This is a genomic window from Nocardiopsis sp. RV163, from assembly GCF_001029525.1.
Lineage (GTDB): Bacteria > Actinomycetota > Actinomycetes > Streptosporangiales > Streptosporangiaceae > Nocardiopsis > Nocardiopsis dassonvillei.
The window spans coordinates 1-23533 of sequence record NZ_LEKI01000089.1; the positions used below are offsets into that span (position 1 = coordinate 1).

Consider the following 23533-nt stretch of genomic DNA (forward strand, 5'->3'; position numbering starts at 1 on the left):
GTCACCGTCCCCCTCCGACAGCGCGTACATTGCAACGCGTGACCGACAAGACCCACACCCCGGACGCCGAACTGCCCGCGGGGGCGCCGCCCGCCCCCGCCGCACCCGTCGAGCGCGGCCTGCTGCGCTGGGAGGTCCTGTGCGTGCTCGCCCTGTCGCTGGGCGCCGCGGCGGTCTCGGCGACCATCTCCTTCCTCGGCGTGCTCACCGAGCCCCAGTCACTGGCCGAGCAGACCGCCAGCCTGGTGCGCCCCCGAGCGGACGAGGAGCGCCCCTGGCTGGACCTGTCGTGGCAGCTGTTCGCGCTGGCAAGCGCCCTGGTCCCGGTTCTGCTGGTGGCCTACCTCCTTCGCCGCTCGGGCGACTCCTCGGCAACGATCGGCTTCGACCTGCGCCGTCCCGGCTTCGACCTGGGCTCCGGCGCCCTGCTGGCCGCGCTGATCGGCCTCAGCGGCCTTGCGCTGTACGTGGTCTCCTGGCGGTTGGGGCTGACGGTCACGATCAGGCCCAGCACCCTGGCCGGGAACTGGTGGGACGTGCCCGTGCTGGTGCTCCAGGCGGCCAAGAACGGGATCCTGGAGGAGGTGATCGTGGTCGGCTACCTGCTGCACCGGCTGGGGCAACTGGGGTGGACGCCGTGGAAGGCGGTGCTGGCCAGCTCGGTGCTGCGCGCCTTCTACCACCTCTACCAGGGCGTCGGGATGTTCTTCGGCAACCTGGTGATGGGGCTGGTCTTCGGCTGGTTCTACCTGCGTTACGGACGCGTGATGCCCCTGGTGGTGGCGCACACGGCCATCGACGTCGCGGCCTTCGTCGGCTCGGTCTACCTCATCGGCCGTCTGGACTGGCTGCCCTCGTGAGGCCGCGGGCGGCGATGGCGTCCTCCAGGTAGCGGGGGCGGCCCAGGAACAGGCCCGTGGCCAGGTTGACCGAGACCAGCGCCGCCAGCAGGAGCAGGGGCGCGTGCCAGCCGCCGCTGACCTCGCGCAGCAGCCCGAACAGGAAGGGCCCCGCCCCGCCCATGAGGTAGCCCAGGCTCTGGCTGACGGCCGAGAGCGCCGCCGTCCCCGCCCCGGTGCGGGTGCGCAGCGCGAAGGAGGTCAGGGCGAAGACGAAGCTGCCCATGCCGATCCCCACGAGCGTGGTCCAGGCCCACACCCCCGACAGCGGGGCGAACCAGAGCCCGGCCAGTCCCGCGAGGTAGGCGCCGGAGAAGGCCAGCACGAAGGGGCGCTGGTCGCTGGTCCGGGTCAGCAGCGTGGGCAGCACCAGGGACATGGGGATGCCCAGGACGGTGAGATAGGACAGCGCCAGGCCCGCGGTCTGGGCGTCCATGCCCTGGTCGCGCAGCATCTGCGCGTACCAGCCGAACATGATGTAGGCGACCGAGGACTGGGTGCCGAAGTAGAGGACGGACTGCCAGCCCAGGCCGGTGCGCAGCACCTGGCCGAAGCCCAGGGCCCGGGAGGCGTCGCCGCGCGCGGGCTCGTGGCGCAGCACCAGCAGCCAGGGGACGGCGGCCACGACGCCGAAGAGCGCGTAGGCGCCCAGCGCCGCGCGCCACTCGCCGGTGGACTGCTCCAGGGGCACGGTGGCCGCGGCGGCGATGGTGGTGCCCAGCGCCAGGCCGGTGGTGTACACGGTGGTCATGAGGCCCACGCGGTCGGGGAAGTGCTCCTTGACCAGGGCGGGCAGGATGACGTTGCCGACCGCGCCGCCGGACAGGGCCACCACGCTCAGGACCAGGAACATCCACGGCTCGGGGGCCGCGGCGCGGGCGGCGAGGCCGACGGTGAGGGCGACGAGCGCGTAGACCAGCAGGTGGTGCTCGCCCAGGCGGCGCCCCAGAACGGGGGTCAGGCCGCCGAAGAGCGCGAAGCACAGCACGGGCAGGGTGGTGAGGATCCCCGCGCCGACGGCGGTCATGCCCAGCCCGGCGGTCACCTCGTCGAGCACGGGGCCGACGCTGGTGATGGCGGTGCGAAGGTTCAGGGCGGCCAAGGCGATCCCGGCGGCGAGCAGCAGCAGGGCCGCGCGCGGGGGACGGCTCGGGGCGGTCCGGCCTGCGGCGGGGCCGCTCGTCACGGGGGTGCGGGGGGCTGGTCCGGCGCTCATGGAGGCGACTCGCAGAAATTCATAGGATGACCCGATGTACTTCATGAGGATAACGCATTACCGTTCAAAGCCAATTCCCGACGGTAACTGGTCTAAGCTCCGGCCTTAACCGTTCCGTACCTGTGCGCTGGCCCATTCATCCGGCGACCCGCCCCTAGGAGGTATACGCGTGCCCCTCGCCTCGACACGCCGGACCGGTCTCGTCGACCAGGTCATCAGTCAGTTACGAGCACAGATCGACTCGGGCGAGTGGGGTGTGGGCGACCGCATCCCCACCGAGTCGGAGCTCTCCGACCAGCTTGAGGTGGGCCGCAACACCGTCCGCGAGGCGGTGCGCGCCCTGGCCCACGCCGGGCTGCTGGAGATCCGCCAGGGGGCGGGCACCTTCGTGCGGGCCTCCAGCGAACTCGGCGGCGCCCTGCGGCGCCGCCTGGAGCGCTCCCGCCTGCGGGAGAACCTGGAGGTGCGCCGCGCGCTGGAGGTAGAGGCGGCCCGGCTGGCCGCGCTGCGCCACAGCGACGAGGACATGGCCGACATCGACCGCGCCATGGCGCTGCGCGAGGCCGCCTGGCGCGAGCGCGACATGGGCGCGTTCGTGGAGGCGGACTTCACGTTCCACCGCGCGGTGGTCAACGCCACCCACAACACCCTGCTCATCGACCTGTACGACGACATCGCGCAGGTGGTGTACGCGAGCATCGCGCACACGGCCTACGAGCAGGGCGCCGAGGCGACCGACCGCCCCTCCTCGGCCACCGACGGCGTGGACCACTCCAAGCTGACCGAGGCGATCCGCGACGCCGACGCGGCCGGGGCCGCGCGGGAGGCAACCTGCTACATCGACGAGCTGCTCTCGTTCACCGAGGATTGAGCGGCCCGCGTCGGACCCGGTCCGTCCGAGAGGCGCCTCGAAGGCCTGGGAGCGTTCCCACACGCTTCCGGGCCGGTGCGCACGCACCGGGTCCGTCCCGCCCCGAGGAGCCCGCGCGGACCCGGCGGGCGCGTCGCCCCGGACCGGGCGACGCATTCCGGAGCCGCCCCCGGCCGCCACAGAGAGGGCCCACGGCTCACTCCCGGGGGTCGCCCACAGCGGAGCGCGGCCAGACCCGCGAACGGGCCGCAGGATGGCCCTCCGCGCCGCGCGCGGCGGTGTCGCGCAGGGCACCCAGGGTCCGCGGGCGCCCGGAGCGCCGCGAGCGGTGCTCGGAGCGGTCCTCCCAGCCCGCGACCCGCGAGGGGTCCAGTCCGAGCAGGTCCAGGGTGCTCTCCCCAGCGTAGACGGCGTCGATGATCTCGCGTTCGCGCGAGACGCTGTCCACGGTCGCGGCGATGATGGAGCCGACCTGCCCCCGGGGCAGGCACACCACGCCGTCGTCGTCGGCGACGATCCAGTCGCCCCGCCGCACGGGCAGGGGCGCGGGGCCGCCCGGCGTCATGCTGATCTGGCGGCCCACCGAGCCGCCCGCCTCGTGCGCGGCCTCGCGGACCGCGACCCCGGCCCCGAAGACCGGCAGCGCGCAACGGGCGATGGCCGCGATGTCGCGGACGCAGCCGTCCAGGACGATGCCCGCTACCCCGCGGGTGCTGGCGGCCACGGCGAGGATCTCGTCGACGTAGCCGTACTCGGCCTCCCCGGCCACGTCCACCACCAGGGCGGAGCCGGGCGGGGCCTGGGCCACGGCGACGTGGATGGCGAGGTTGTCCCCCGGCGTGCAGCGGACCGGGAAGGCGGTAGCCGCGAAGGCGGCCCCCGGCCAGACGGAGAACAGGTGCGTCCCGAACGGCCGGCCGCCGCACCGCGCGAGCGCCACCGCGCCCACAGCCGTCAACGTATCCGCCAGTGCCACGTCAGCCTCCCACTACACCCGTGCCCGGTGCGGCCGGCACGGACCGACCCCTTCCCATACTCACCGGTAACTTAAGCGTGACGCAAGCCGTGCGCGCCGGAAACACGTAAAAATGCTACCGCTGGTTACAGATACGGACGGGAGAGGCCGTCCGCGCCTACCCAGCGTGCCCGCCGCCGGGCCCGCCGGTCCGCGGCGCGCTCGTCTCGGTCCGTCGCGCCGCGGACCACCGGCCCCCGGGTCGCGGTTCCCCGGATCGTTCCGGTCCCGCCCGTCGCCCTCCACCGCCCTCGGCGCGGAGCCTTCGGCTCCGGTGCTCGCGCGAGCAGCGGGCCACCCCTCCCCGCGCCGGTTCCGCCCGTAAAGCCGACCGGGCCGACCGGGCCGACCCGCGCGAACCGTCTCGCGGGAGACGTCCCGGACGGCCGCCCGCGTCACCGACCCCTCAGGGCGGTACTCCTAGGGCGCGACCCACTCGAGGGGACGGTCGCCCCCCTTGCGCTCCTTGCGCACCGACAGGTGGTCCCAGGACTCCACGTAGCCGACCCCCGGCGTGGCGCGCACCCCCTCCAGGGCCTCCACCAGTTGGCAGCGGTCGGGTGCGGTGAGGGTGCCGATGACGTCGTAGCGCCCGAAACCGCTGGCCAGGAAGGAGATCCTGGGCATGTTCGCCAGCGCGGCCCCCAGCAGTTCGGCGTCGCCCCGGCAGCGCAGGCCGAAGCCCAGCCGCTCGTTGGCCCCCACCGCCGCGGGCTCCACCAGCGCGGTCACGTGCACCACACCGGAGTCGAGCAGCCGCACCACCCGCGAACGGGCCGCGGCCTGCGACAACCCCACCTGGCGTGCCAGGTCCGCGTAGGAGCACCTGCCGTCCCTGAGAAGCTGCCGCACCAGACGCCAGTCCAGGGCGTCCAGTTCGATGTCGCGCAGCTCCCGGACGCTGCTGTGGGCGTCCTTGAACACCGAGTTGGCGCGGAAGACCTCCGCGCCGTCCACACCGGGCAGCGCGCGCAGCTCCGAGAGTTCCTTGGTCAGGGCCGCGCCGTCGGCCACCCGCACCTGCGCCACGGCAGGGAACCGTCCGGCCGAGTGCGCGGCGAAGGTCACCGCCTCCCTCTCCCCCAGCGCGTCCAGCATCGGCCCCACGGGGCCGCTGACGCGGAACGACACGTGGCTGAGGACCTCCATTCCCACGACACCGGCGTGCAGAACCCCGACGATCCTGATCGCCCCGGACTGCACGAGCTGGCGCACTCTGGCGCGTACCGCGGTCCTCGACAGACCGACTCCGTCGGCCAGTGCCTGGAACGTCGCTCGGCCGTCCCCTTGCAGCGCGCGCATGAGCGCGGTGTCAACCGCATCGAGCACGATGGCTTGCCTTTCATTCCCATGACGCCGCCCTTCCCCCGGGAGACGCCCCCTCCTGCGGCCAGATCATCGCAGCTACGGCGTGCTCGCACTACTGATCGCCAAAGAAATCGGTTGATCTCCCCCTTTGGCGGCGCGGGAGGGGTCGGCTAACGCCCCATGCGCCGCGTGCGAGACACATAACAGACTTGTATAGAACATCCCTCATGACTGAGTAGCGGTGCACACAAACCCGCGCAAAGCGCCACACTGAGAACTGTCGGGCCCGCACACGCACCCCGCGGGCTCTCCACGCCCGGAGGAGGACGGCCCGCACGGTACGTCCGAAAATCACGGGCAGGCCCGTAGGGGAATCGGATGCCCCTCTCCGGCGTGTACATATCAGAGGTTTCGGACACGAGTCCGTGCCCGCGGCGTGGCACCGCACGGCGACCGCGGCGGGAACGGCGAAGACAACGGGGCGGTCCCGCCCCGCGGCTGGAGAGGAACCACCGGTGACAGCGGAGGACGATCAGCGGGACGGGGCGCCCGCGCGCCCGGGTACGGGCCGGGCGCTGCTGTGGACCGCGGCGTCGGTTCCCCTTCCCGGACTGGCCCACCTGCGGATGCGCCGCAGGGTCGCGGGCGCCGTGATCCTGGGGGTCTACCTGGCCGGGCTCCTGGGGCTGGTGGCGTGGGCGTGGTGGCTGGGCGCCGACGAGGAGAACACCATGGCGCGGCTGGCCACCATGGCGCTACAGGGCCGGTGGCTGCTCAGGGCCATGGGCGTGGTGTTCGTCGCGGCGGTGCTGTGGCTGACGGTGATCGTGCACTCGTGGGTGATCACCCGGCCCGCGGAGGCGTCCCGGAACTCGCGGCTGCTCGGCGCGGCCGTGGTGCTGCTGCTGTGCCTGACCGTCGCGGCGCCCTCGGCGCTGGCCCTGCACGGCGGCTACACGGCCCACCAGACGCTGAACAGCGTCTTCCACGCCGAGGAGGACCCCCTCCTGCCCCCGCACGACGAGGCCGACCCGTGGAACGGCCAGGAGCGGGTCAACGTGCTGCTGATAGGCGCGGACTCCGCGGACAACCGCTACGGGGTGCGCACCGACAGCATGATGGTGGCCAGCATCGACACCGCGACCGGCGACACCGTGCTGGTGGGGCTGCCGCGCAACCTGGAGAACGTGCACTTCCCCGAGGACAGCGCCCTGGCCGAGCGCTACCCCGAGCCCTACGGCTTCGACCTGCTGCTCAACGACGTGTACCAGACGGTGGCCGAGGAGCCCGAGGAGCTGGCGCTCAACCCGGACGCGGCCGACTCCTCCGCCGACACCCTCAAGAAGGTCATCGGGTACAACCTCGACCTGGAGATCGGCTACTACACGATGGTCGACATGATGGGCTTCCGCGACCTGATCGACGCGATCGGCGGCGTGGAGGTGCTCATCGAGGAGCCGATCCCCTACGGCGTGCACGGCGGGGTGCTGGAGCCGGGCCTGCGCCGCCTCGACGGCCACGACGCGCTCTGGTACGGCCGCTCGCGGACCAACAGCGACGACTACGGCCGGATGGGCCGCCAGGGCTGCCTGATCAAGTACGTGGCCGAGCAGGTCGACCCGATGACCGTCCTGACGAGCTACCGCAGGCTCGCGGGCGCCACCGAGCGCACCCTGAGCACTGACATCCCCCAGGCCAAGGTGCCCGCTTTCGTCGAGCTGGCCGACAGGGTCACCGACGCCGGGAGCATGAGCACGTTCCAGCTCTCGCCGCCCCAGGTCAACACGGCCAACCCGGACTGGGAGCAGGTCAAGGCCCTGGTCGCCGAGGCGATCACCGGTGGTGGGTCCGAGGGCGGCGACGCGGCCGCCGAGCCCTCCGGCGCCCCCTCCGAGGAGGAGTCCGCCGCGCCCTCGGAACCGGCGGAGCCCGCGGAGGACGAAGGGCTGACCGAGTGGCAGGAGTACACGGGCCTCGACGAGGAGGAGCCCGGGGAGCCGGGCCGCCAGGTGGGCGAGGAGCCCAGCAGCCTGGAGGCCCTGTGCCCCTGAGCGGGCGCTGAACCCGGTGCGCGGCCCCCGCTCCCCCTCGGGGGCCGCGCGCAACCCCGCGTGACCGGTGTCGGTCAGAAGAACGCGGACCGTTGCGGGCCGCTCACCGCCGTGTGAACCTGACCCGGTGACCCCCGCGCAGATCTGGACCCTCGTCGCGTTGGGCGCCTTCCACGGCCTGCACCCGGGTATGGGCTGGCTGCTGGCCGTGAGCCGCGGCCTCCAGGAGGGCGGTCGCGCGGAAGTGCTGCGGTCGCTGCCCGCCATCGCCGCCGGGCACGCCGCGAGCGTGGGGGTGGCGGCCGTGGCCGTCACCGCCACCGGCTCGGTCACCGCTTCGGTGCTCTTCCCCGTGGCGGGCGGCGCGCTGATCGTCCTGGTGGGGCTGGTGATGCTGCTGTCGCACCGGCACTTCCAGTGGCGCGGGGTACGGCTGCCGCTGTGGCAGCTTTGCGCGTGGTCGTTCCTGATGTCGTCGGCGCACGGCGCGGGGTTGATGCTGATGCCGGTGCTGGCGGGGCAGCTCGCGCACACGCACTCCGGCGGGCACGGCGGACACGGCGCCGGGGCGCAGGGGGCCGCGGAGGAGGAGGCGGCCCCGGTCGGCGGGGCCGAGGGCCCGGCGGAGGAGGCGGCCGGAGGCGCTGGTGCGGAGGCCGCGGGCGGGGCCGCGGCCGAGGGGGCCTGGTCCCTCTGGGACGCGACGCTGGTCGGCCTGGCCGCGACCGGCGTGCACACGCTGGCGATGCTGGGCGCGGCGGGGGTCGCGGCGCTGCTCGCGCACGACTTCCTGGGGGTGCACGCGCTGCGCTGGCGCGGTGTGACCATGGACCGGATCTGGGCGCTGACCCTGGTCCTGGGCGGGTTGTTCGTCCTGTGGTCGATCCGGTGAACCGCGACGACGGCCTCCGGGGGCGGTAGAGCCGTCCCGGTAGGGGGAAAAATGTCCGCGGTGCCGGAAACCCGGGGGTCCTCCCGGGAGTTGTCTCTCTGAAAACGCGTCGGCGGTGACGGCACCGCCCGGCACGGACACGGAGGAGCGGGGCATGACACACAGCAGCGCGCGGCCCGAGCGCCGGTGGACCGGCGTGCTCATGGCCGTGGCCGTTCTGTCGGCGCTGGCCGTCGTCGCCGTCGTGAGCGCGCGCTGGGTGGCGCGCAACACCGACCTGTTCCCCGCCTCGACGCCCTGGGGGCCGGAGTGCTCGGTGTGGACGGGCGAGGCGCACGTCCGCCTGGACCGGGACCAGGCCCGGCGGGCGACCACCGCGGCCGCCGTCGCCGTCCAGGGCGGCAGCGCCCCAATCGGGGCTCCCGACACCAGCGACATCCCAGAGTCGGTGACGACGCTGCTGGAGGAGGGCCCGGAGGAGGACGCCGGCCCCTCGCTGACCTGCCGTTCCACCAAGAACCCGGACCTCGAGGCACAGGAGGGGCTGGAGCCCTCGGGCCTGAGGCCGCGCGCCCAGCACCTGCTGGAGGGCATGGAGGCGCACTTCTCCGGCCTGAGCCTGGGCGGCTACGAGCCGGGCGGCTTCGACACCGGCCACGGCGACGACTCGGCGCACTACGACGGCCGCGCGATCGACGTCTTCTACCGGCCGGTCAACGAGGACAACCGCCGCGCGGGCTGGGTGATGGCGCACTGGCTGATCGCGCACGCGCCGGACTACGAGATCGACGTGATCATCTTCGACGACCGGATCTGGAGCACGAGCTTCCCGTCGCTGGGGTGGCGCGACTACGAGGCCGACCCCGACAACGAGATCCTGCGCCACCTGGACCACGTGCACGTGGACGTGCAGCGCGGGAGGGAGGCCCCCGAGGGCGGGTGAGGCGGCCCCGGAGCCGGCGCTGGCGCGGGGAGGGCGGCCGGGCGAGCCGCTGTCGGCGCGGGGGGAGGCGGCAGCGGTCACGGCGGACACGGGCCGTGACCGCTGCCGCCCGTCCTCACTCCTCCAGGCGGAAGCCCACCTTGAGTCCGACCTGGAAGTGGGCGACGCCGCCCTCCTCGATGTGGCCGCGTATCTCGGTGACCTCGAACCAGTCGAGTCCGCGCAGCGTGGCCGAGGCCCGGTCGATGCCGTTGCGAATGGCCTGGTCGATTCCCTGCGGCGAAGTGCCGACGATCTCCGTGACGCGGTAGGTGTTGTGGGACATGCGGGACCCCCTGCGTGGTCGGTTCTCGGCCGCGCGGAGCGCGGCCCCCCGCTTCCTGCCTCCCCTTAATCCCCTGGAGCCACACGGAGACCTCCCGGCGCATCCGCCTCGCACCGACGTGCGGGGGCCCAGCGCTTTGCCGTCGGCGGGGACACTCGGGGGACGCCGTTGGGACGGGCTTGACCCGCGGTCGCGCCCCGCGAGTCCAGGAGTTATGCGAAAAATGCCACATTGGCCCCTATTTGGGACTTAAGACCTCGCATCGGCGGGACTCTCCCGAGACAACGTCGTAACTGACTCTTGACGTACACCAGGGGGCATCGGTGTACATTGGGTCCTAGCGCTTCGGTCCCCCGTCGGAGCGCGGGAGCGGTGTTCCGAGCCCCCGTTGGAGCACCGCCTGCGACGCCGGGTGGTTTGCCCCCGTAACCACCCGGCGTCGCCTTGTGTACGACTCCGAGCCGCCCGCGCGGGCGGACGGACGCGAAGACCCGAACGTGCCCGTGGCTTGACCACGGAGGCAGTTTCCCGGCTTGGGGGTCAGCATTGGGTAAACCGGTGGAGGCGCAGTGCTCGCGGCGCGGGTGCCGCGCCGAGGCGACGTGGGCGCTGGTGTGGAACAACCCCAAGCTGCACACCCCCGACCGGCGCAAGGTGTGGACGGCCTGCGACGAGCACCGCGAGTACCTGTCCTCCTTCCTGGACATGCGGGGGTTCCTGCGCGAGACCGTCCCCATGGACGATTTCGAGGGCTGACCGGCCCCAGGACCCGCAGTCCGGGTCTGCGGGGACCGGGCTCGGCGCGGGCCTCCGCCGCGGGCCCCTCCGGACGGGACGGCGGGGGACCGCGGCCGCCGCACCCCGGGGCACCGGGGCCGCGGCGAACAGGCCACCACGCGGGCGGCCGACCACTGCTTCGGCGCGGCGGGGTTCAACGGCCCGGGCGGGATCAGCCCTTCCTGATCGCGTCACGGCGCACACCGCGGACCACCGCGACGCGCCCGCGCGACCCACGGTGCGGCCCTCAGCCGGTCGGCGGCTCCAGGATCCGGCGAGCGCGGTCGAGGTCGTCGGGGGTGTCGCAGTCGGCCACGGCCAGGTCGTCGGCCAGGGCCACCGCGCGGGGGGCGAGGGGGCCGAACAGCCCGTACAGGGAGCGCCCCCGGTGGTCGGCGAGGGCGGCGCGCACGGCCTCGGTGCGCCAAACGCCGGTGAGCCACTGCTCGCGTCCGGTCGAGTCCACGAACACCGCGCCCGCGCAGTCGGCGTCCCGCTCTGCGGCGCTCAGGGCGGCGAGGTGTCCGGGGTCCAGGTGGGGCAGGTCGGCGGCCAGCAGCGCGAACCGGGGGGTGCGCACGTGCGGCAATCCGGCGCGCAGCGCGGGCACGGGGCCGGAGCCGGGCGGGTCCTCGCGGACGTAGAGCGCGCGCGGGCTCTCCCGGGGCGGGCCGACCACGATCACCCGTCCGCCGCCCCCCGCCCCGGCGTTGTGGGCGCGGACGGCGTCGGTGACCCGCTCCAGCAGGGTGCGTCCGGCCACGGACAGGCCGGGCTTGTCGGCGCCGCCCATGCGGCGGGCCGCGCCCCCGGCGAGGACGACGGCGTCCAGGGTCTCGTTCATGCCCCCAGCATGGCCCACGGCGTCGGCGGCGCGCTCACCCCTCCGTCTCGGCGAGCCCGTCCATCACGTCGTCCAGGACGGTCCGGCGGTGGTCCATCGACATCAGCCGCAGCTCCTTGAGGGCGGGGACGGTGTCCACGCTGGTGCCCTCCGAGCCGCGCACCGTGCACACCCGCATGCAGTGCTGGGTGGGCTGGCGCCAGAAGTCGCGCTCGTCGACGGGGGCGATGCGGTACACCGTGGCCGGGTACGTGACCGGCCTGCTCGGGGAGTACCAGTGCTGGGTGCGGGACAGCACGAACCCGGTGAGCAGCGAGTCGAACACGCCGCCGCTGGCGAGGTCGGCCAGGGCTTCGCGGTCGCCCTCCCGGCGGCACTCGTCGCAGCCGTCCAGTTCCGCCCGCAGCAGCCAGCGGGCGCGGGCGTGGCTCACCTCGGAGTTCTTGAGTTTGCTCGGGTGTCGGTGTCCCATGCAGGGAAGGGTACGCCGCGCCCGGGGCTCCGTCCGCGCGGACGGAGCGCTCCGGGAGCGGGCGCTCCGGGGACCGGTCCCGCGCACCGCCTCAGCCCTTGACGCACACCACCTGGCGCAGGTGGGCGACCACCCGGACCAGGTCGCTCTGGGCCTCGATCACCGACTCCAGGTCCTTGTAGGCGGCGGGGATCTCGTCCACTACGCCCCGGTCCTTGCGGCACTCCACTCCCCTGGTCTGCTCGACCAGGTCGGCCTCGGTGAAGGTCCTGCGGGCCTCGTTGCGGCTCATCCGCCGCCCGGCTCCGTGCGAGGCGGAGTTGAAGGATGCCGGGTTGCCGAGTCCGCGCACGATGTAGGTGCCCGTCGCCATGGACCCCGGGATGATCCCGAGGTCGCCAGCACCGGCGCGGATGGCGCCCTTGCGGGTGACGAGCACGTCCACCCCGTCGTAGGTCTCCTCGGCCACGTAGTTGTGGTGGCAGGAGATCCACTGCTCGAAGCGGGCGCCCGGGACCTGCTCGGCCAGGGTGCGGCAGGCCAGGCCCATCATGACGTCGCGGTTGCGCCGCGCGTACTCCTGGGCCCAGAACAGGTCCCGTCGGTAGGCGTCCATCTCGGGTGTTCCGGTGACGAACACCGCGAGGTCGCGGTCGGGCAGGTCCTGGTTGTGCGGCAGTTCCCGGGCCCGCTCGATGTGGTGGGAGGCCAGTTCCTTGCCGATGTTGCGCGACCCGGAGTGCAGCACCAGCCACACGGCGCCGCCGTCGTCCAGGCACACCTCCAGGAAGTGGTTGCCGCCGCCGAGGGTGCCCATCTGGCGCAGGGCGCGCTCGCGGCGGGGGCGCACGGCGTCGGCCAGAGCGTCGAACCCCGACCAGAAGCCGGACCAGCCGGCCTCGCGCAGGGTGGGGACGGCGGCGGGGTCGACCGGTTCGTCGTGGGCGTGGTAGCCGACCGGGATCACGGCCTCCAGGGCGGAGCGCAGCCGCCGGAGGTCGTCGGGCAGGCGCTCGGCGGTCAGGTCCGTGCGCACGGCGGTCATGCCGCAGCCGATGTCCACGCCGACGGCGGCGGGGCTGACCGCGTCGCGCATGGCGATGACCGATCCGACGGTGGCGCCCTTGCCGTAGTGCACGTCGGGCATGACGGCCAGTCCGTGCACCCACGGCACGCGGGTGACGTTGCGGAGCTGCTCCATCGCCGCGGCCTCGACCCCGTCGGGCGCGGCCCACATGCGGATGGGGACGCGTTCCCCGGAAACCTCGGTGTAGGACATGTTCAGGCCACCTCGCTTTCCCGGCACGGCCCGTGGGTCCGTTCGTACGGGGCGCGTACGCGGTCGCGTCCCCGGAACATCAAGCCAGAGCCGCCCGGAGGAGGCAACGGGTTTTCGGCCGGCGCTCAGCCGCCGATGGCCGACATCGGCCGGGACGGCTGGAGGAAGCTGGGGTCGTTGATGCCGTGTCCGGGCAGTTTGGCGGACACCGCGGCGGTCCAGCTCCGGGCGATGTCGTCGTCGGTGGCGCCGCCCCGCAGCAGGGAGCGCAGGTCGGACTCCTCCCGGGCGAACAGGCAGTTGCGCACCTGTCCGTCGGCGGTGAGGCGGACGCGGTCGCAGGCGCCGCAGAAGGGCCGGGTGACCGATCCGATGACGCCGACGGTGGCCTGCTCCCCGTTGGGGAAGCGGGCGCCGCGCACGTGGAAGAGCTCGGCCGGGGCGCTGCCGCGCGTGTCCGCGTCGGCCGGGTCGAGGGTGAACTCGGTTTCGAGGGTGGCGAGGATCTCCTCGGCGGTGATCATGGTGTCGCGGCGCCAGCCGTGCTGGGCGTCCAGCGGCATCTGCTCGATGAACCGCAGCTCGTAGCCGTGCTCGACGCAGAAGCGCAGCAGGTCGGGGGCTTCGTCGTCGTTGACGCCGCGCATGAGCACGGCGTTGACCTTGACGGGGGTGAGCCCGGCCCGCGCGGCGCCCGCCAGGCCGTCGAGGACGTCGTCGAGCCTGCGGCGGCGGGCGAGGGTCTCGAACACGTCGTGGCGCAGGGTGTCGAGGGAGACGTTGACCCGGTCGAGCCCGGCCTGGGCGAGGGCGGGGGCCATGCGGGCCAGCCCGATGCCGTTGGTGGTCAGGGCGGTCTGGGGGCGGGGCTCCAGCGCGGTGGTCCCGGCGACGAGGCCGGGCAGGCCTCGGCGGAGCAGGGGTTCTCCGCCGGTGAAGCGCACCTCGGTGATGCCGAGGCGGGTGACACCGATGCGGATGAGGCGCAGGAGTTCGTCGTCGGTGAGCAGTTCCGGCTTGGGCAACCACTCCAACCCCTCCGGCGGCATGCAGTAGGTGCACCTGAGGTTGCAGCGGTCGGTGAGCGAGACCCGCAGGTCGGTCGCCACTCGTCCGTAGGAGTCGGCCAGCACGGGCGTCACCCTCTCCAGTCCGGGTTGTCGGGCGGTCCGTGTACGGAGGTGTACCCGGCCCGAGGGGTACCCATAGATAAGCGTAGAAGATCCCTTTAAGCGGCGGGCAGTCCCGATCGTGCCATATGCCGTTTTTCGTGGGCTGACACGAGAAACCGGTCGGCGTATCGGCTGATCCCACACTCCCCGGGGCCACGGGCCGCGCCGACCCGCTCCGCCCTGGCGCGCACAGGCCCGTTCCGCCGTAGGGTGACCATCCGACGGTCGTACACGGCTTCGATCGTCGCAGACCAAGGCTCGGGCGAGGAGGCGGGACACGGTGATCACCACACGCGAGTGGGCCCTGGCGGGCGGACCGGACGGTTCGGGGAGGCTGGCGGCGCGGGCGTGGGCCCCGGCCGGGGGCGAGCCGACCTGGCTCGCGGTGCTGGTGCACGGCTACGGCGAACACCTGGGCAGGTACCACGCGGTGGCCGAGGACCTGGTCCGGGCGGGCGCGGTGGTCTACGGCGCCGACCACCGCGGGCACGGGGGCTCCTCCGGTGAGCGGGTCCTGATCGAGGACTACGCGGGCGTGGTCGAGGACGTGCACCGGCTCATCACCCAGGCGCGCACCGCCTACCGGACGCTGCCGCTGGTGCTCATCGGCCACTCCATGGGCGGGCTCATCGCCTCCCGCTACGCCCAGACCCACCCCGAGCGGCTGAGCGCGCTGGTGCTGTCCGGACCGGTGCTGGGCCGGTGGGAGGCCCTGGAGCGGATCGCCGCCGCCGAGGAGATCCCCGACGCCCCCATCGACCCGTCCACGCTCTCGCGGGACCCGGCCGTGGGCGAGGCGTACGTGGCCGACGAGCTGGTCTGGCACGGACCCTTCAAACGCGCCACGGTGAACGCCATGCTCACCGAGATCGAGCGGGGTCTGGCCGCCGGGAGCGTGGGCCCGCTGCCGCTGCTGTGGGTCCACGGCTCCGACGACCGGCTGGTACCGCTGGAGGGCACGCGGGTGGGCGTGACGGCGATCATGGGCGAGGACTTCACCGCGCGGGTCTTCCCCGGTGCCCGGCACGAGGTGTTCAACGAGACCAACCGGGACGAGGTGCTGGGCGAGGTGGTCCGCTTCGCCCAGCGCTTCGCCGTGCCCGCGGGTGGCGCCTGAGGGGCCTGCCGGAGCGGCCGTGGGCCCGGCGCCGACTTCTCCACAGGCGCGGATCCGGGGTGGCGCCGGGGCGGACGGGCGTGGTGAGCTGTTGGCAAGGGGACCTCGTGCCTTCCCCTCCCCTCGGTGTGCCCTCACACGTAAAGCTGCCCCCGGGGCTGCGCCGGGTGGAGCAGGGTCTCGGTGTAGGCGGCGGCCAGGCGGTCCACGGCGTCCACGAGCACGTCCGGCGGCTGGGTGTAGGCCAGGCGCAGGTAGCGCTCCAGGGTTCCGTCGGCGCCGAACACGGGCCCGGCGGCCGGGTGCACCCCGTGCCGGATCGCGGCCGTGGCCAACGCGCTGGCCACGGGATGGGGCAGGGTCGCCCACAGCACCATCCCGCCCCCGGGCACGCTGGGCCGCCAGTCGGGGAGGCGCTCGCGCAGCGCGTGCAGCAGCGCGTCGCGGTTGCGGCGCAACTGGCGGCTGCGCTCGGCCCGGATACGCAGCACGTCGGCGAGCAGGTGGGTGGCGGTGAGCTGGTCCAGCACCGCCCCGGCCAGGTCGAAGCGCTGTCGGGTGGCCATGAGCCGGGCCACCATCGGCGGCGTGGTGCGCACCCACCCCACCCGCAGGCCGCCCCACAGCAGCTTGGCCACCGACCCCACCGTCAGCACCCGGCCGTCGGTGTCGTGGGCGGCCACCGGCGCGGGCAGGTCGCCGGAGTCGATGGCCAGTTCGGCGACGGTCTCGTCGACGATCAGGTGGGCTCCCGCCCGGCGCGCCTCGCGCACCAGGACCCGGCGCTCCTCGTCGTCCATCAGGGCGCCGGTGGGGTTGTGGAAGTCGGGGATCATGTAGGCCAGTCGGGGTTTCCACTGGCGGAACGCGTCGACCAGGTACTCCATGTCCCAGCCCTGCGGGGTCACCCCGACCGTGCGCACCCGCGCCCCGGCCCGCCGGACGGCGTCCAACGGGTGGGGGTAGGTGGGCGACTCCACCAGGACCTCGTCGCCGGACTGCACGAGCATGTCCACGGCCAGCGCCACGCCCTGCTGGGCGCCGTTGGTGACGAAGATCTGCTCCGGGGTGGTGGGCAGCCCGCGCTCGACGTAGCGCCGTGCGATGGCGTGCCGCAGCTCGGGCAGCCCGTAGGGGTAGTAGCCGAGCCCTCCCACGTGTGCGGCGAGCTGTTCGGCGGCCCGGAACGCGGCGGCGCGCAGCCCCTCCACCGCCGGGGGCGCGGCCACCCCCAGGTCGATGTGCTCGGCGGCGGGGACGAAGGGCGAGGGCTCGCTGGTCGCGGAGTCGGGTAGGACGGTCCAACTGCCCGCGCCCTGCCTGCTCTCCAGGAAGCGGTTGTCGCGCAGCCAGGCGTAGGCGGCGGTGACGGTGTTGCGGCTGACCCCGAGGGCGGCGGCGAGGTCGCGTTCGGCGGGGAGGCGGGTGTTGGTGGGCACGCGGCCGTCCAGGACCAGTCCGCTGACGGCACGGGCGATGGCCAGGTAGAAGGGGCGCTCCACGGGCGCCTCGCCGATGAGGCGCGCCAGCAGGCGCCCGTTGATCCGCCGGGTGCCGCCCCCGGAGCGCTCCGCCGCGCGGTGAGCGCCCTGTCTCGCCATGCCGTCCCCTGCCGCCGGGTTCAAAGGGCCAGTTACCTGGATTGGCTCTTCATTCCAGGCGCCACGTCAGCCACGATACCCAGGTGGCCCCCTTGCTGGCCCCGGGCCCGGTGCGGGAGCCGCGGGTGACGGCGAACGGTCCGGCCGGGTGCCGCGTACGCCCCCGCCCCGGGTCGCCGCCGACCGCGCCCCGCCGGAACCGCTTGCCCGTGCCTCAGCACGGGTTCTCATCCGATGATCCCAGGAAAGACAGGTGTCTCCGTGACCGCACAGCGCCGTCCCGCCCGTGACGCGGCCGCCGCCCTGCTGGGCCGGGTGCTGGTCACCCCCGCCCTGCCCCGGCCCAGGCGGCGCCGCCTGGCGCAGCTCTACGCGGGCCTGGTCCTCTACGGGCTGAGCGGCGCGCTGCTGGTGCACGCGGGGCTGGGCGCGATGCCCTGGGACGTGCTGCACCAGGGGTTGTCCCGCCAGACGGGGCTGTCCATCGGCACGTGGAGCGTGCTGGTGGGCGCGATGCTGATGCTGCTGTGGATTCCGCTCCGCCAGAAGCCGGGTCTGGGCACGCTGAGCAACGTGGTCGTCGTGGGCGTGACGGTGGACCTGTTCCTGTGGCTGCTGCCCGAGACGGATTCGCTGCTGGTGCGGGTGCTGCTGCTGGGGCTCGGGGTGGTGGTGTGCGCGGTCGCGACCGGGTGCTACATCGGTGCCCGACTGGGCCCGGGCCCCCGGGACGGGCTGATGACCGGCCTGGCGGCCCGGGGGTGGTCGGTGCGCCTGGCCAGGACGGTGATCGAGGTGACCGTCGTGGTCACCGGCTTCCTCCTGGGCGGAACCGTGGGGGTGGGCACTCTGGTGTTCGCCGTGGCGATCGGACCCCTGGCCCAGGTCTTCCTGCCCCTGATGCGCGTGCCCGATCCGGTCGCCGGGCGGCGCGGTCCCCGCCGGTCCCCGGGAGCGGAACACGGGAGTGAGCCGGGGCCCGTCCACCCGGAGTGAGCCGTCCAGGAGCGGACCCGTGTGGAGGGGCGGCGGTACCGCGCGGTACCGCCGGGCGCGCCGCTCCGGCGGCGAGGAGGGGTTGTGGACGCGCCGGGTACGCCCATTCCGGCTGACCTTGGCCTTCCCGTCACCGGAGCTTTATCACCGCGTCATAACTTCTGGTCCAGCAAACTCCCCCATTCCGCCACATACCTCGCTGCACTTGCCGGTGCACGTGCAACTGCGGGTGGCGCCCCTCCGGAGGAGAAGGGAAGATGGGGACCGCGGTGAACGGAAAGGACCGTGTTCGGGACGCTTCCTGGGCACCGGCCTTTTCGGCTGCCTTCACCTGGGCACATTACCGGGTGGAAGGCGAGCGGCGGCTGGTGCGGAGGCGAAACGTGGCCCGAACGGCGCCTGGCGGCGGTGCCGCCCCCCATGGCGGGCAGGAGACGGGACCCCGGCGGGACGCGCACACGGGTGCGCGTGCGGGCGGCCGTCACAGGACACCGCGCACCCCACGAGGCGCCGACCGCAGAGACCATGACGACCTGATGGGGGTGAGCCGCGTGCCCGGCTGGATCGAGGACTACGCAATGATCGGCGACATGCAGACCGCCGCGCTGGTCGGGCGCGACGGGTCCATCGACTGGGCGTGCCTTCCCGACTTCGACTCCTCGGCCTGTTTCGCAGCACTGCTGGGCGACGAGCAGAACGGCTGCTGGACCCTGCGCCCCGCCGAGGGCGAGCCGCGCGCCGCGCGCCGCCGCTACCGGGGCGACACGCTCATCCTGGAGTCGGAGTGGGACACCCCCTCCGGTTCGGTCCGGGTCATCGACTTCATGCCGCCGCGCGGCGGCGCCCCGCACATCGTGCGCATCGTCGAGGGGGTGAGCGGTTCAGTGCGCATGGAGACGACCATGCGCATCCGCTTCGACTACGGCCACGTCGTGCCCTGGGTGCACCGGACCGGGGCCGAACTGGTGGCCATCGCCGGACCCGACGCCATCTGGCTCAGCACCCCCATCTCCCTCCAGGGCCACAACTTCACCCACGACGCCACCTTCACCGTCACCGCGGGCCAACGGGTGCCCTTCGTGATGACCTGGCACCCCTCCCAGGTGGAGGAGTCCGACCACCTGGACGCGGAGAAGGCGCTCTCGCGCACCGAGCGCTTCTGGGAGAAGTGGGTCAACCAGTGCACCTACGAGGGCCCCTACCGCGAGGCGGTGATCCGCTCCCTCATCGTGCTCAAGGCCCTGACCTACCGACCCACCGGCGGGATCGTCGCCGCCCCCACCACCTCCCTGCCCGAGGAGGTCGGCGGGGTGCGCAACTGGGACTACCGCTACTGCTGGCTGCGCGACGCCACCATCACGCTGGAGGCGATGATCCGCTCCGGCTACAAGGACGAGGCGCTGGCCTGGCGCGAGTGGCTGGTACGGGCGATCGCGGGCGAACCCCAGCTCATGCAGATCATGTACGGCATCCGCGGCGAGCGCAGGCTCACCGAGTGGGAGGCCGAGTGGCTGCCGGGCTACGAGGCCTCCCGCCCGGTCAGGATCGGCAACGCCGCCGTGGGCCAGTACCAGCTCGACGTCTACGGCGAGGTCATGGACGTGCTGCACCTGGCCCGCCGCCACAACATCCGCGGCGGCGACTACCTGTGGGGCCTCCAGCGCTCGCTGGTCAACTACCTGGAGTGGTGCTGGGACGAGCCGGACGAGGGCCTGTGGGAGGTGCGCGGGCCGCGCCAGCACTTCGTGCACTCCAAGGTGATGGCCTGGGTGGCGGCCGACCGCGCGGTGCGCAGCATAGAGGAGTTCGGCAAGGAGGGGCCCATCGAACGCTGGAGGGCCCTGCGCGACACCATCCACGCCGAGGTGTGCGAGTACGGCTACGACCCCCAGCGCAACACGTTCACCCAGTACTACGGCAGCAAGGAGCTGGACGCGGCGCTGCTGCTGATCCCCGAGGTGGGCTTCCTGCCCTACGACGACCCGCGCGTGGTCGGCACGATCGAGGCGGTGCGCAAGGACCTGATGGTGGACGGGTTCGTGCTGCGCTACCGCACCGACCTGGACGACTCCGCCGACCAACTGCCCGGCAACGAGGGCGCGTTCCTGGCGTGCAGCTTCTGGATGGCCAACGCGCTGCTGTCGATCGGCCGCCAGGACGAGGCCCGCGAGCTGTTCGAGCGGCTGCTGTCCCTGCGCAACGACGTCGGCCTGCTGGCCGAGGAGTGGGATCCCCGCGAGAACCGCCAGGTCGGCAACTTCCCCCAGGCGTTCAGCCACGTGCCGCTGGTGACCACCGCGCTGAACCTGTCCACCCGTCAGGGGGGATGGCGGGCCGAGTAGGCCGCGCCGCCCGACCGCCCGCGTCCGGCCGCCCCCGCAGCCATACGCCTCCTCCGACGCCCCCGTACGCTTCCGCCCCCACCGGAGCGGGCGCGCACCGGCGCCGAGTCCCCGGGAGCGGTGCGCGGGGGCGACGCCGTGTCGTCCAGGGCACGGCCGTGGCCGCCCGAAGCCCTCGCGCGGGGCGCTCGCACGGCGCACCGGACGTGCGGGCGGCGCGTTCGGGGCCGGGGGACGAAGCGGTGCGGGGCCCTCAGTCCTCGCGGAGGCGGGCCAGCGCCGGGATCATCCGCTCGCCGATGTCCTCCGGCCCGGGGAACACCCGGGTCACGGCGCGCTGGTGGGCGAGCCCGTGCAGGCCCAGCCACAGCCCGACCGCGTCGGCGCCGGAGTCGGTGCTGGTGGAGACCCCGGCCTCGACGCAGGCGGCGAGCGCCTCGCCGAGCACGCGCAGGCTCGCGTCCCCGAGGCTGACGAGGTCCTGCCCGGTCACCGAGGAGTCCCCGAGCGTGGGCGTCCACAGGCCGCCGAACATGGTGCGGTAGCGCTCGGGGCGCGAGCGGGCGAAGCCCAGGTAGGCGTGGCACGCGGCGTACAGGCGTGCGCGGGGGTCGTCGCCCGCCTGCGCCACCGCCGTGTTCAGCGCCGTCTCCAGCTCGCCGAAGGCCCGGCGGACCACGGCCAGCATGATGGCGGGCTGGTCCGGGAAGTGCGGGTAGATCGACGGCGCCGCGATCCCGACGCGGCGCGCGAGGGAGCGCAGGGTGATGGCGCGCTCGTCCCCCGTCTCGTCGAGCATCTCCACCGCGGCGTCGACGATCTCCTCGCGCAGGCGGCCGCCCTGGCCCCGGCGGTTACGGGTGCGCGGCGCGGCGGCCTCCTTCGTGTCCTTCATGGTGTCACCTTACGGCCGTGAGCCGACGGTCCCATCTTGCACCCATGAATTTACGGGTGTAAGTTTACGAGTGTTAGCAATACTGCTCCGACAGGAGGCCCCGTGAACGCCGTCGCCGCCACCACCGCCACCCAGGTCCTGCTGCCCGGCCGGGTCGAACCCTCCGGCCTCCGGGTGCGGCCGCGAGCCCTGCCCGCTCCCGGACCCGGGCACGTCCTGCTGCGGATGGAGGCGACCGGGGTCTCGTTCGCCGAGCAGCAGATGCGCCGGGGCAAGTACTTCGACCAGCCCCCGTTCCCGTTCGTGCCGGGCTACGACGTCGTCGGCACCGTCGAGGCCGCCGGTCCGGGCGTGGACGCCTCCTTCGTCGGGCGCCGCTTCGCCGCCGTCACCAAGACCGGCGCCTGGGCCAGCCGCCTGCTGCTGGACGCGCGCGACCTCGTCGCGGTGCCGGAGGGGACGGACCCGGCGGAGGTCGAGGCGCTGCTCGTCAACGGCATCACCGCCTGGCAGATGCTGCACCGCGCGGCCCGCGTGCGACGGGGCGGCACCGTCGTCGTGCTGGGCGCCAACGGCGGCGTCGGCACGGTCCTGGTCCAGCTCGCCCGGCACGCCGGGATCACCGTGATCGGCACGGCCGCGCCGCGCCACCACGAGGCCGTGCGCGCGCTCGGCGCGACCCCCGTCGACTACCGCGACCCGCACGTGTACGACAGGATCCGGGACCTGGCGCCCGAAGGGGTGGACGCGGTGTTCGACCACGTCGGCGGCGGCGGCCTGGCCCGCTCGTGGCGCCTGCTGCGGCGCGGCGGCACGCTGGTCTCCTACGGAACGGCGTCAACGAAGGACGTCGAGGGCGACTCCCGGCTGCCCGTGCTCGCGCTCTTCGGCCGTCTCCTGGTGTGGAACTCCCTGCCCAACGGCCGGAACGCCCGCTTCTACAACTTCTGGGCCGGACGCGGCCGCCGCGCCGACGCCTTCCGCGCCCGCCTGCGCGAGGACCTGACCGAGGTGCTGCGGCTGCTCGCCGACGGGGTCCTGGCGCCGCGGGTGGCCGCCCGCGTCCCGCTCTCGGAGGCATCGCGCGCGATGACCCTCGCCGAGTCCCGCACGGTCGTCGGCAAGGTCGTGCTCGTCCCCGACGCGTGAGGCCGGCGCGCTCCGGGCGCCCCGCCACCGGTCCGCGCTCCTCGAATCCGGCGGCGCCTCGGAGAGCGGCGATCGACCAGGAAGCGGAGGCGGGTCGCCCGGCACCACCGACGCTCGTGCGGAGAGGACCCCGGCTACGGTCCGTTCGTCGTGGACTTCCGCGCTGACTGTCGGCCGTTGGGGGTGGAGCCCCCCGCCCCGGGGCGCCCTCTGGTCACCACAGCCCTCCCGGAGGTTCCGCGGGAGTCCGGAGCGGCGGCCCCGGACGCACCGGCACGGGTGAACGCGTTCGCCGCCCGGGTCCCGGGGCTCGACGACCGGGTGCCCGTCCCACTGCTTCGGCGCGGACCGAAGACGCCCCATGGGCAGGTGCGCTTCCTGACTGTCGCGGAGGTCGCCGCGATCATGCGCGTGTCGAAGACGGCGGTGTGCCGCACGGTCCGCGCCGGAGCCCTCCCGGCGGTCCGGGCGGGCCGCTCCCATCGGGTCCCCGAACGCTCCGTGCACGAGTACGTCGAGGAGACGGGCTCGCGGCTCCGCGTCCTCGGGTGGGAACCCTCGCTCCCGGGAGGGGGCGGGCCCGACGCGGACGTGGATGTCGCCCGCTGCCGCTAGTGTTCTGGCCATGCCGAAGGACCTGAAAGAAATCATGGACAGCGGTTGGGCCGAGGCCCTGGAGCCGGTCGCGCCGCAGATCGCCGCGATGGGCGACTTCCTGCGCCAGGAGGTCTCGGATGGCCGCACCTACCTCCCCGCCGGCGAGAACGTCCTGCGCGCCTTCAAGCAGCCCTTCGAGGACGTGCGCGTGCTCATCGTGGGCCAGGACCCCTACCCGACCCCGGGCAACGCGGTGGGCCTGAGCTTCTCGGTCGCCCCGGACGTGCGCCTGCCCGCGAGCCTGCGCAACATCTACAAGGAGATGGTCGACGACCTGGGCGTGCCGATGCCCTCCAACGGCGACCTGACCCCGTGGACCCAGCAGGGCGTGCTGCTGCTCAACAGGGTGCTGTCGGTGGAGCCGGGCAAGGCCGGTTCGCACCGGGGCAAGGGTTGGGAGGCCGTCACCGAGCAGGCCATCCGGGCGCTCGCCGAGCGCGACAAGCCGCTGGTGGCGATCCTGTGGGGGCGCGACGCCCGCAACCTGCGCCCGCTGATGCCGGGCGTGCCGTGCGTGGAGTCCGCGCACCCGAGCCCGCTGTCGGCACGGAACGGGTTCTTCGGCTCGAAGCCGTTCAGCCGCGCCAACGAGATGCTCAAGGAGCAGAACTCCGACCTGGTGAACTGGGAGCTGCCCTAGCGGCTCCCACCACGGGGGCACGCTCACCTCTCCCCGACCCCGGATCCCCGACCCCCGTGCTGACCTGCGGAC

At 73.5% G+C, this 23533-nt stretch carries 21 protein-coding genes and 1 pseudogene; 12 read left to right on the top strand and 10 right to left on the bottom strand.

The window, feature by feature from the left end; genetic code table 11:
• The first annotated feature begins 38 nt into the window (after nt 1–38).
• Nucleotides 39–860 carry a CPBP family intramembrane glutamic endopeptidase gene (locus ABD54_RS16225; RefSeq protein ID WP_047870334.1) on the top strand — a complete coding sequence of 274 codons (822 nt, stop codon included), beginning with the start codon at nt 39–41 and terminating at the stop codon, nt 858–860.
• Here the strand turns inward: ABD54_RS16225 and ABD54_RS16230 are convergent.
• A complete protein-coding gene (locus tag ABD54_RS16230; protein WP_200904124.1) occupies nt 829–2115 on the bottom strand; it encodes an MFS transporter in 1287 nt (428 codons plus the stop codon). The genes ABD54_RS16225 and ABD54_RS16230 overlap by 32 nt on opposite strands.
• Nucleotides 2116–2284: 169 nt before the next feature.
• Between ABD54_RS16230 and ABD54_RS16235 the strand changes: the two genes are divergently transcribed.
• Entirely contained in the window at nt 2285–2986 is a 702-nt protein-coding gene (locus ABD54_RS16235; RefSeq protein WP_047870336.1) for a FadR/GntR family transcriptional regulator, read from the top strand.
• A gap of 196 nt (nt 2987–3182) precedes the next feature.
• Here the strand turns inward: ABD54_RS16235 and ABD54_RS16240 are convergent, their stop codons facing one another.
• A complete protein-coding gene (locus ABD54_RS16240) occupies nt 3183–3935 on the bottom strand; it encodes an RraA family protein (protein ID WP_047870337.1) in 753 nt (250 codons plus the stop codon).
• Between the two features lie 486 nt (nt 3936–4421).
• Nucleotides 4422–5330, bottom strand: a complete 909-nt coding sequence (locus ABD54_RS16245; protein WP_047870338.1) for an Lrp/AsnC family transcriptional regulator — start codon at nt 5328–5330, stop codon at nt 4422–4424.
• A 494-nt stretch (nt 5331–5824) separates the two neighbouring features.
• Between ABD54_RS16245 and ABD54_RS16250 the strand changes: the two genes are divergently transcribed.
• The 3 genes from ABD54_RS16250 (at nt 5825) to ABD54_RS16260 (ending at nt 9195) form a co-directional block, all read left to right on the top strand.
• Complete coding sequence (locus ABD54_RS16250) at nt 5825–7360, top strand: LCP family protein (protein WP_047870339.1); 1536 nt, start codon at nt 5825–5827, stop codon at nt 7358–7360.
• A 127-nt stretch (nt 7361–7487) separates the two neighbouring features.
• The gene (locus ABD54_RS16255; protein ID WP_047870340.1) at nt 7488–8252 is read left to right on the top strand and encodes a hypothetical protein; all 765 of its coding nucleotides are present in this window, start codon (nt 7488–7490) and stop codon (nt 8250–8252) included.
• Nucleotides 8253–8406: 154 nt separating this feature from the next.
• Nucleotides 8407–9195 (top strand): hypothetical protein, encoded by a 789-nt coding sequence (locus tag ABD54_RS16260; RefSeq protein WP_047870352.1) that lies wholly within the window; start codon nt 8407–8409, stop codon nt 9193–9195.
• A 115-nt stretch (nt 9196–9310) separates the two neighbouring features.
• On the opposite strand, the gene ABD54_RS16265 is transcribed toward ABD54_RS16260, so the two are convergent.
• Nucleotides 9311–9520, bottom strand: a complete 210-nt coding sequence (locus ABD54_RS16265; protein WP_047870341.1) for a dodecin — start codon at nt 9518–9520, stop codon at nt 9311–9313.
• Between the two features lie 546 nt (nt 9521–10066).
• Here ABD54_RS16265 and ABD54_RS16270 point away from each other — a divergent pair.
• On the top strand, nt 10067–10276 hold the full coding sequence (locus ABD54_RS16270) for a hypothetical protein (RefSeq protein WP_082166851.1): 210 nt from the start codon (nt 10067–10069) through the stop codon (nt 10274–10276).
• Between the two features lie 268 nt (nt 10277–10544).
• On the opposite strand, the gene ABD54_RS16275 is transcribed toward ABD54_RS16270, so the two are convergent.
• The 4 genes from ABD54_RS16275 to moaA form a co-directional block, all read right to left on the bottom strand.
• Entirely contained in the window at nt 10545–11141 is a 597-nt protein-coding gene (locus ABD54_RS16275) for a molybdenum cofactor guanylyltransferase (RefSeq protein ID WP_047870343.1), read from the bottom strand.
• A 34-nt stretch (nt 11142–11175) separates the two neighbouring features.
• Nucleotides 11176–11613: a hypothetical protein gene (locus ABD54_RS16280; RefSeq protein WP_047870344.1), complete on the bottom strand. Its 438-nt coding sequence runs from the start codon at nt 11611–11613 to the stop codon at nt 11176–11178.
• A gap of 91 nt (nt 11614–11704) precedes the next feature.
• A complete protein-coding gene (locus ABD54_RS16285; RefSeq protein ID WP_047870345.1) occupies nt 11705–12892 on the bottom strand; it encodes an RtcB family protein in 1188 nt (395 codons plus the stop codon).
• A gap of 125 nt (nt 12893–13017) precedes the next feature.
• Nucleotides 13018–14025, bottom strand: a complete 1008-nt coding sequence (moaA, locus tag ABD54_RS16290) for a GTP 3',8-cyclase MoaA (RefSeq protein WP_082166852.1) — start codon at nt 14023–14025, stop codon at nt 13018–13020.
• Nucleotides 14026–14344: 319 nt separating this feature from the next.
• On the opposite strand from moaA, the gene ABD54_RS16295 reads away from it, so the two are divergent.
• The gene (locus ABD54_RS16295; RefSeq protein ID WP_047870346.1) at nt 14345–15181 is read left to right on the top strand and encodes an alpha/beta hydrolase; all 837 of its coding nucleotides are present in this window, start codon (nt 14345–14347) and stop codon (nt 15179–15181) included.
• A gap of 134 nt (nt 15182–15315) precedes the next feature.
• On the opposite strand, the gene ABD54_RS16300 is transcribed toward ABD54_RS16295, so the two are convergent.
• Nucleotides 15316–16782, bottom strand: coding sequence for a PLP-dependent aminotransferase family protein (locus ABD54_RS16300; protein ID WP_047870347.1), 1467 nt, complete (start codon nt 16780–16782; stop codon nt 15316–15318).
• Between the two features lie 261 nt (nt 16783–17043).
• Here ABD54_RS16300 and ABD54_RS16305 point away from each other — a divergent pair, with 261 nt between their 5' ends.
• Complete coding sequence (locus ABD54_RS16305; RefSeq protein WP_047870348.1) at nt 17044–17778, top strand: YitT family protein; 735 nt, start codon at nt 17044–17046, stop codon at nt 17776–17778.
• A gap of 536 nt (nt 17779–18314) precedes the next feature.
• Nucleotides 18315–20120 carry a glycoside hydrolase family 15 protein gene (locus ABD54_RS16310; protein ID WP_235432082.1) on the top strand — a complete coding sequence of 602 codons (1806 nt, stop codon included), beginning with the start codon at nt 18315–18317 and terminating at the stop codon, nt 20118–20120.
• Between the two features lie 253 nt (nt 20121–20373).
• On the opposite strand, the gene ABD54_RS16315 is transcribed toward ABD54_RS16310, so the two are convergent.
• On the bottom strand, nt 20374–21015 hold the full coding sequence (locus tag ABD54_RS16315) for a TetR/AcrR family transcriptional regulator (protein WP_047870349.1): 642 nt from the start codon (nt 21013–21015) through the stop codon (nt 20374–20376).
• A gap of 102 nt (nt 21016–21117) precedes the next feature.
• Here ABD54_RS16315 and ABD54_RS16320 point away from each other — a divergent pair, with 102 nt between their 5' ends.
• From ABD54_RS16320 to ABD54_RS16330, 3 genes and pseudogenes are all read left to right on the top strand, one after another.
• Nucleotides 21118–22164, top strand: coding sequence for a medium chain dehydrogenase/reductase family protein (locus ABD54_RS16320; protein ID WP_047870350.1), 1047 nt, complete (start codon nt 21118–21120; stop codon nt 22162–22164).
• 333 nt (nt 22165–22497) lie between these two features.
• Nucleotides 22498–22686 (top strand): annotated as a pseudogene (locus ABD54_RS29615) (helix-turn-helix domain-containing protein); the annotation flags it as partial.
• 103 nt (nt 22687–22789) lie between these two features.
• Nucleotides 22790–23461 carry a uracil-DNA glycosylase gene (locus ABD54_RS16330; protein ID WP_082166853.1) on the top strand — a complete coding sequence of 224 codons (672 nt, stop codon included), beginning with the start codon at nt 22790–22792 and terminating at the stop codon, nt 23459–23461.
• The last annotated feature ends 72 nt before the right edge of the window (nt 23462–23533 follow it).

Bases quoted from the DNA above. Each gene is read 5' to 3' on its own strand.
- ABD54_RS16230 (WP_200904124.1), bottom strand. From the start codon at position 2,115: ATGAGCGCCGGACCAGCCCCCCGCACCCCCGTGACGAGCGGCCCCGCC.
- ABD54_RS16260 (WP_047870352.1), top strand. From the start codon at position 8,407: ATGACACACAGCAGCGCGCGGCCCGAGCGCCGGTGGACCGGCGTGCTC.
- ABD54_RS16265 (WP_047870341.1), bottom strand. From the start codon at position 9,520: ATGTCCCACAACACCTACCGCGTCACGGAGATCGTCGGCACTTCGCCG.
- ABD54_RS16275 (WP_047870343.1), bottom strand. From the start codon at position 11,141: ATGAACGAGACCCTGGACGCCGTCGTCCTCGCCGGGGGCGCGGCCCGC.
- ABD54_RS16280 (WP_047870344.1), bottom strand. From the start codon at position 11,613: ATGGGACACCGACACCCGAGCAAACTCAAGAACTCCGAGGTGAGCCAC.
- ABD54_RS16285 (WP_047870345.1), bottom strand. From the start codon at position 12,892: ATGTCCTACACCGAGGTTTCCGGGGAACGCGTCCCCATCCGCATGTGG.
- ABD54_RS16300 (WP_047870347.1), bottom strand. From the start codon at position 16,782: ATGGCGAGACAGGGCGCTCACCGCGCGGCGGAGCGCTCCGGGGGCGGC.
- ABD54_RS16310 (WP_235432082.1), top strand. From the start codon at position 18,315: ATGGGGGTGAGCCGCGTGCCCGGCTGGATCGAGGACTACGCAATGATC.
- ABD54_RS16315 (WP_047870349.1), bottom strand. From the start codon at position 21,015: ATGAAGGACACGAAGGAGGCCGCCGCGCCGCGCACCCGTAACCGCCGG.
- ABD54_RS16330 (WP_082166853.1), top strand. From the start codon at position 22,790: ATGCCGAAGGACCTGAAAGAAATCATGGACAGCGGTTGGGCCGAGGCC.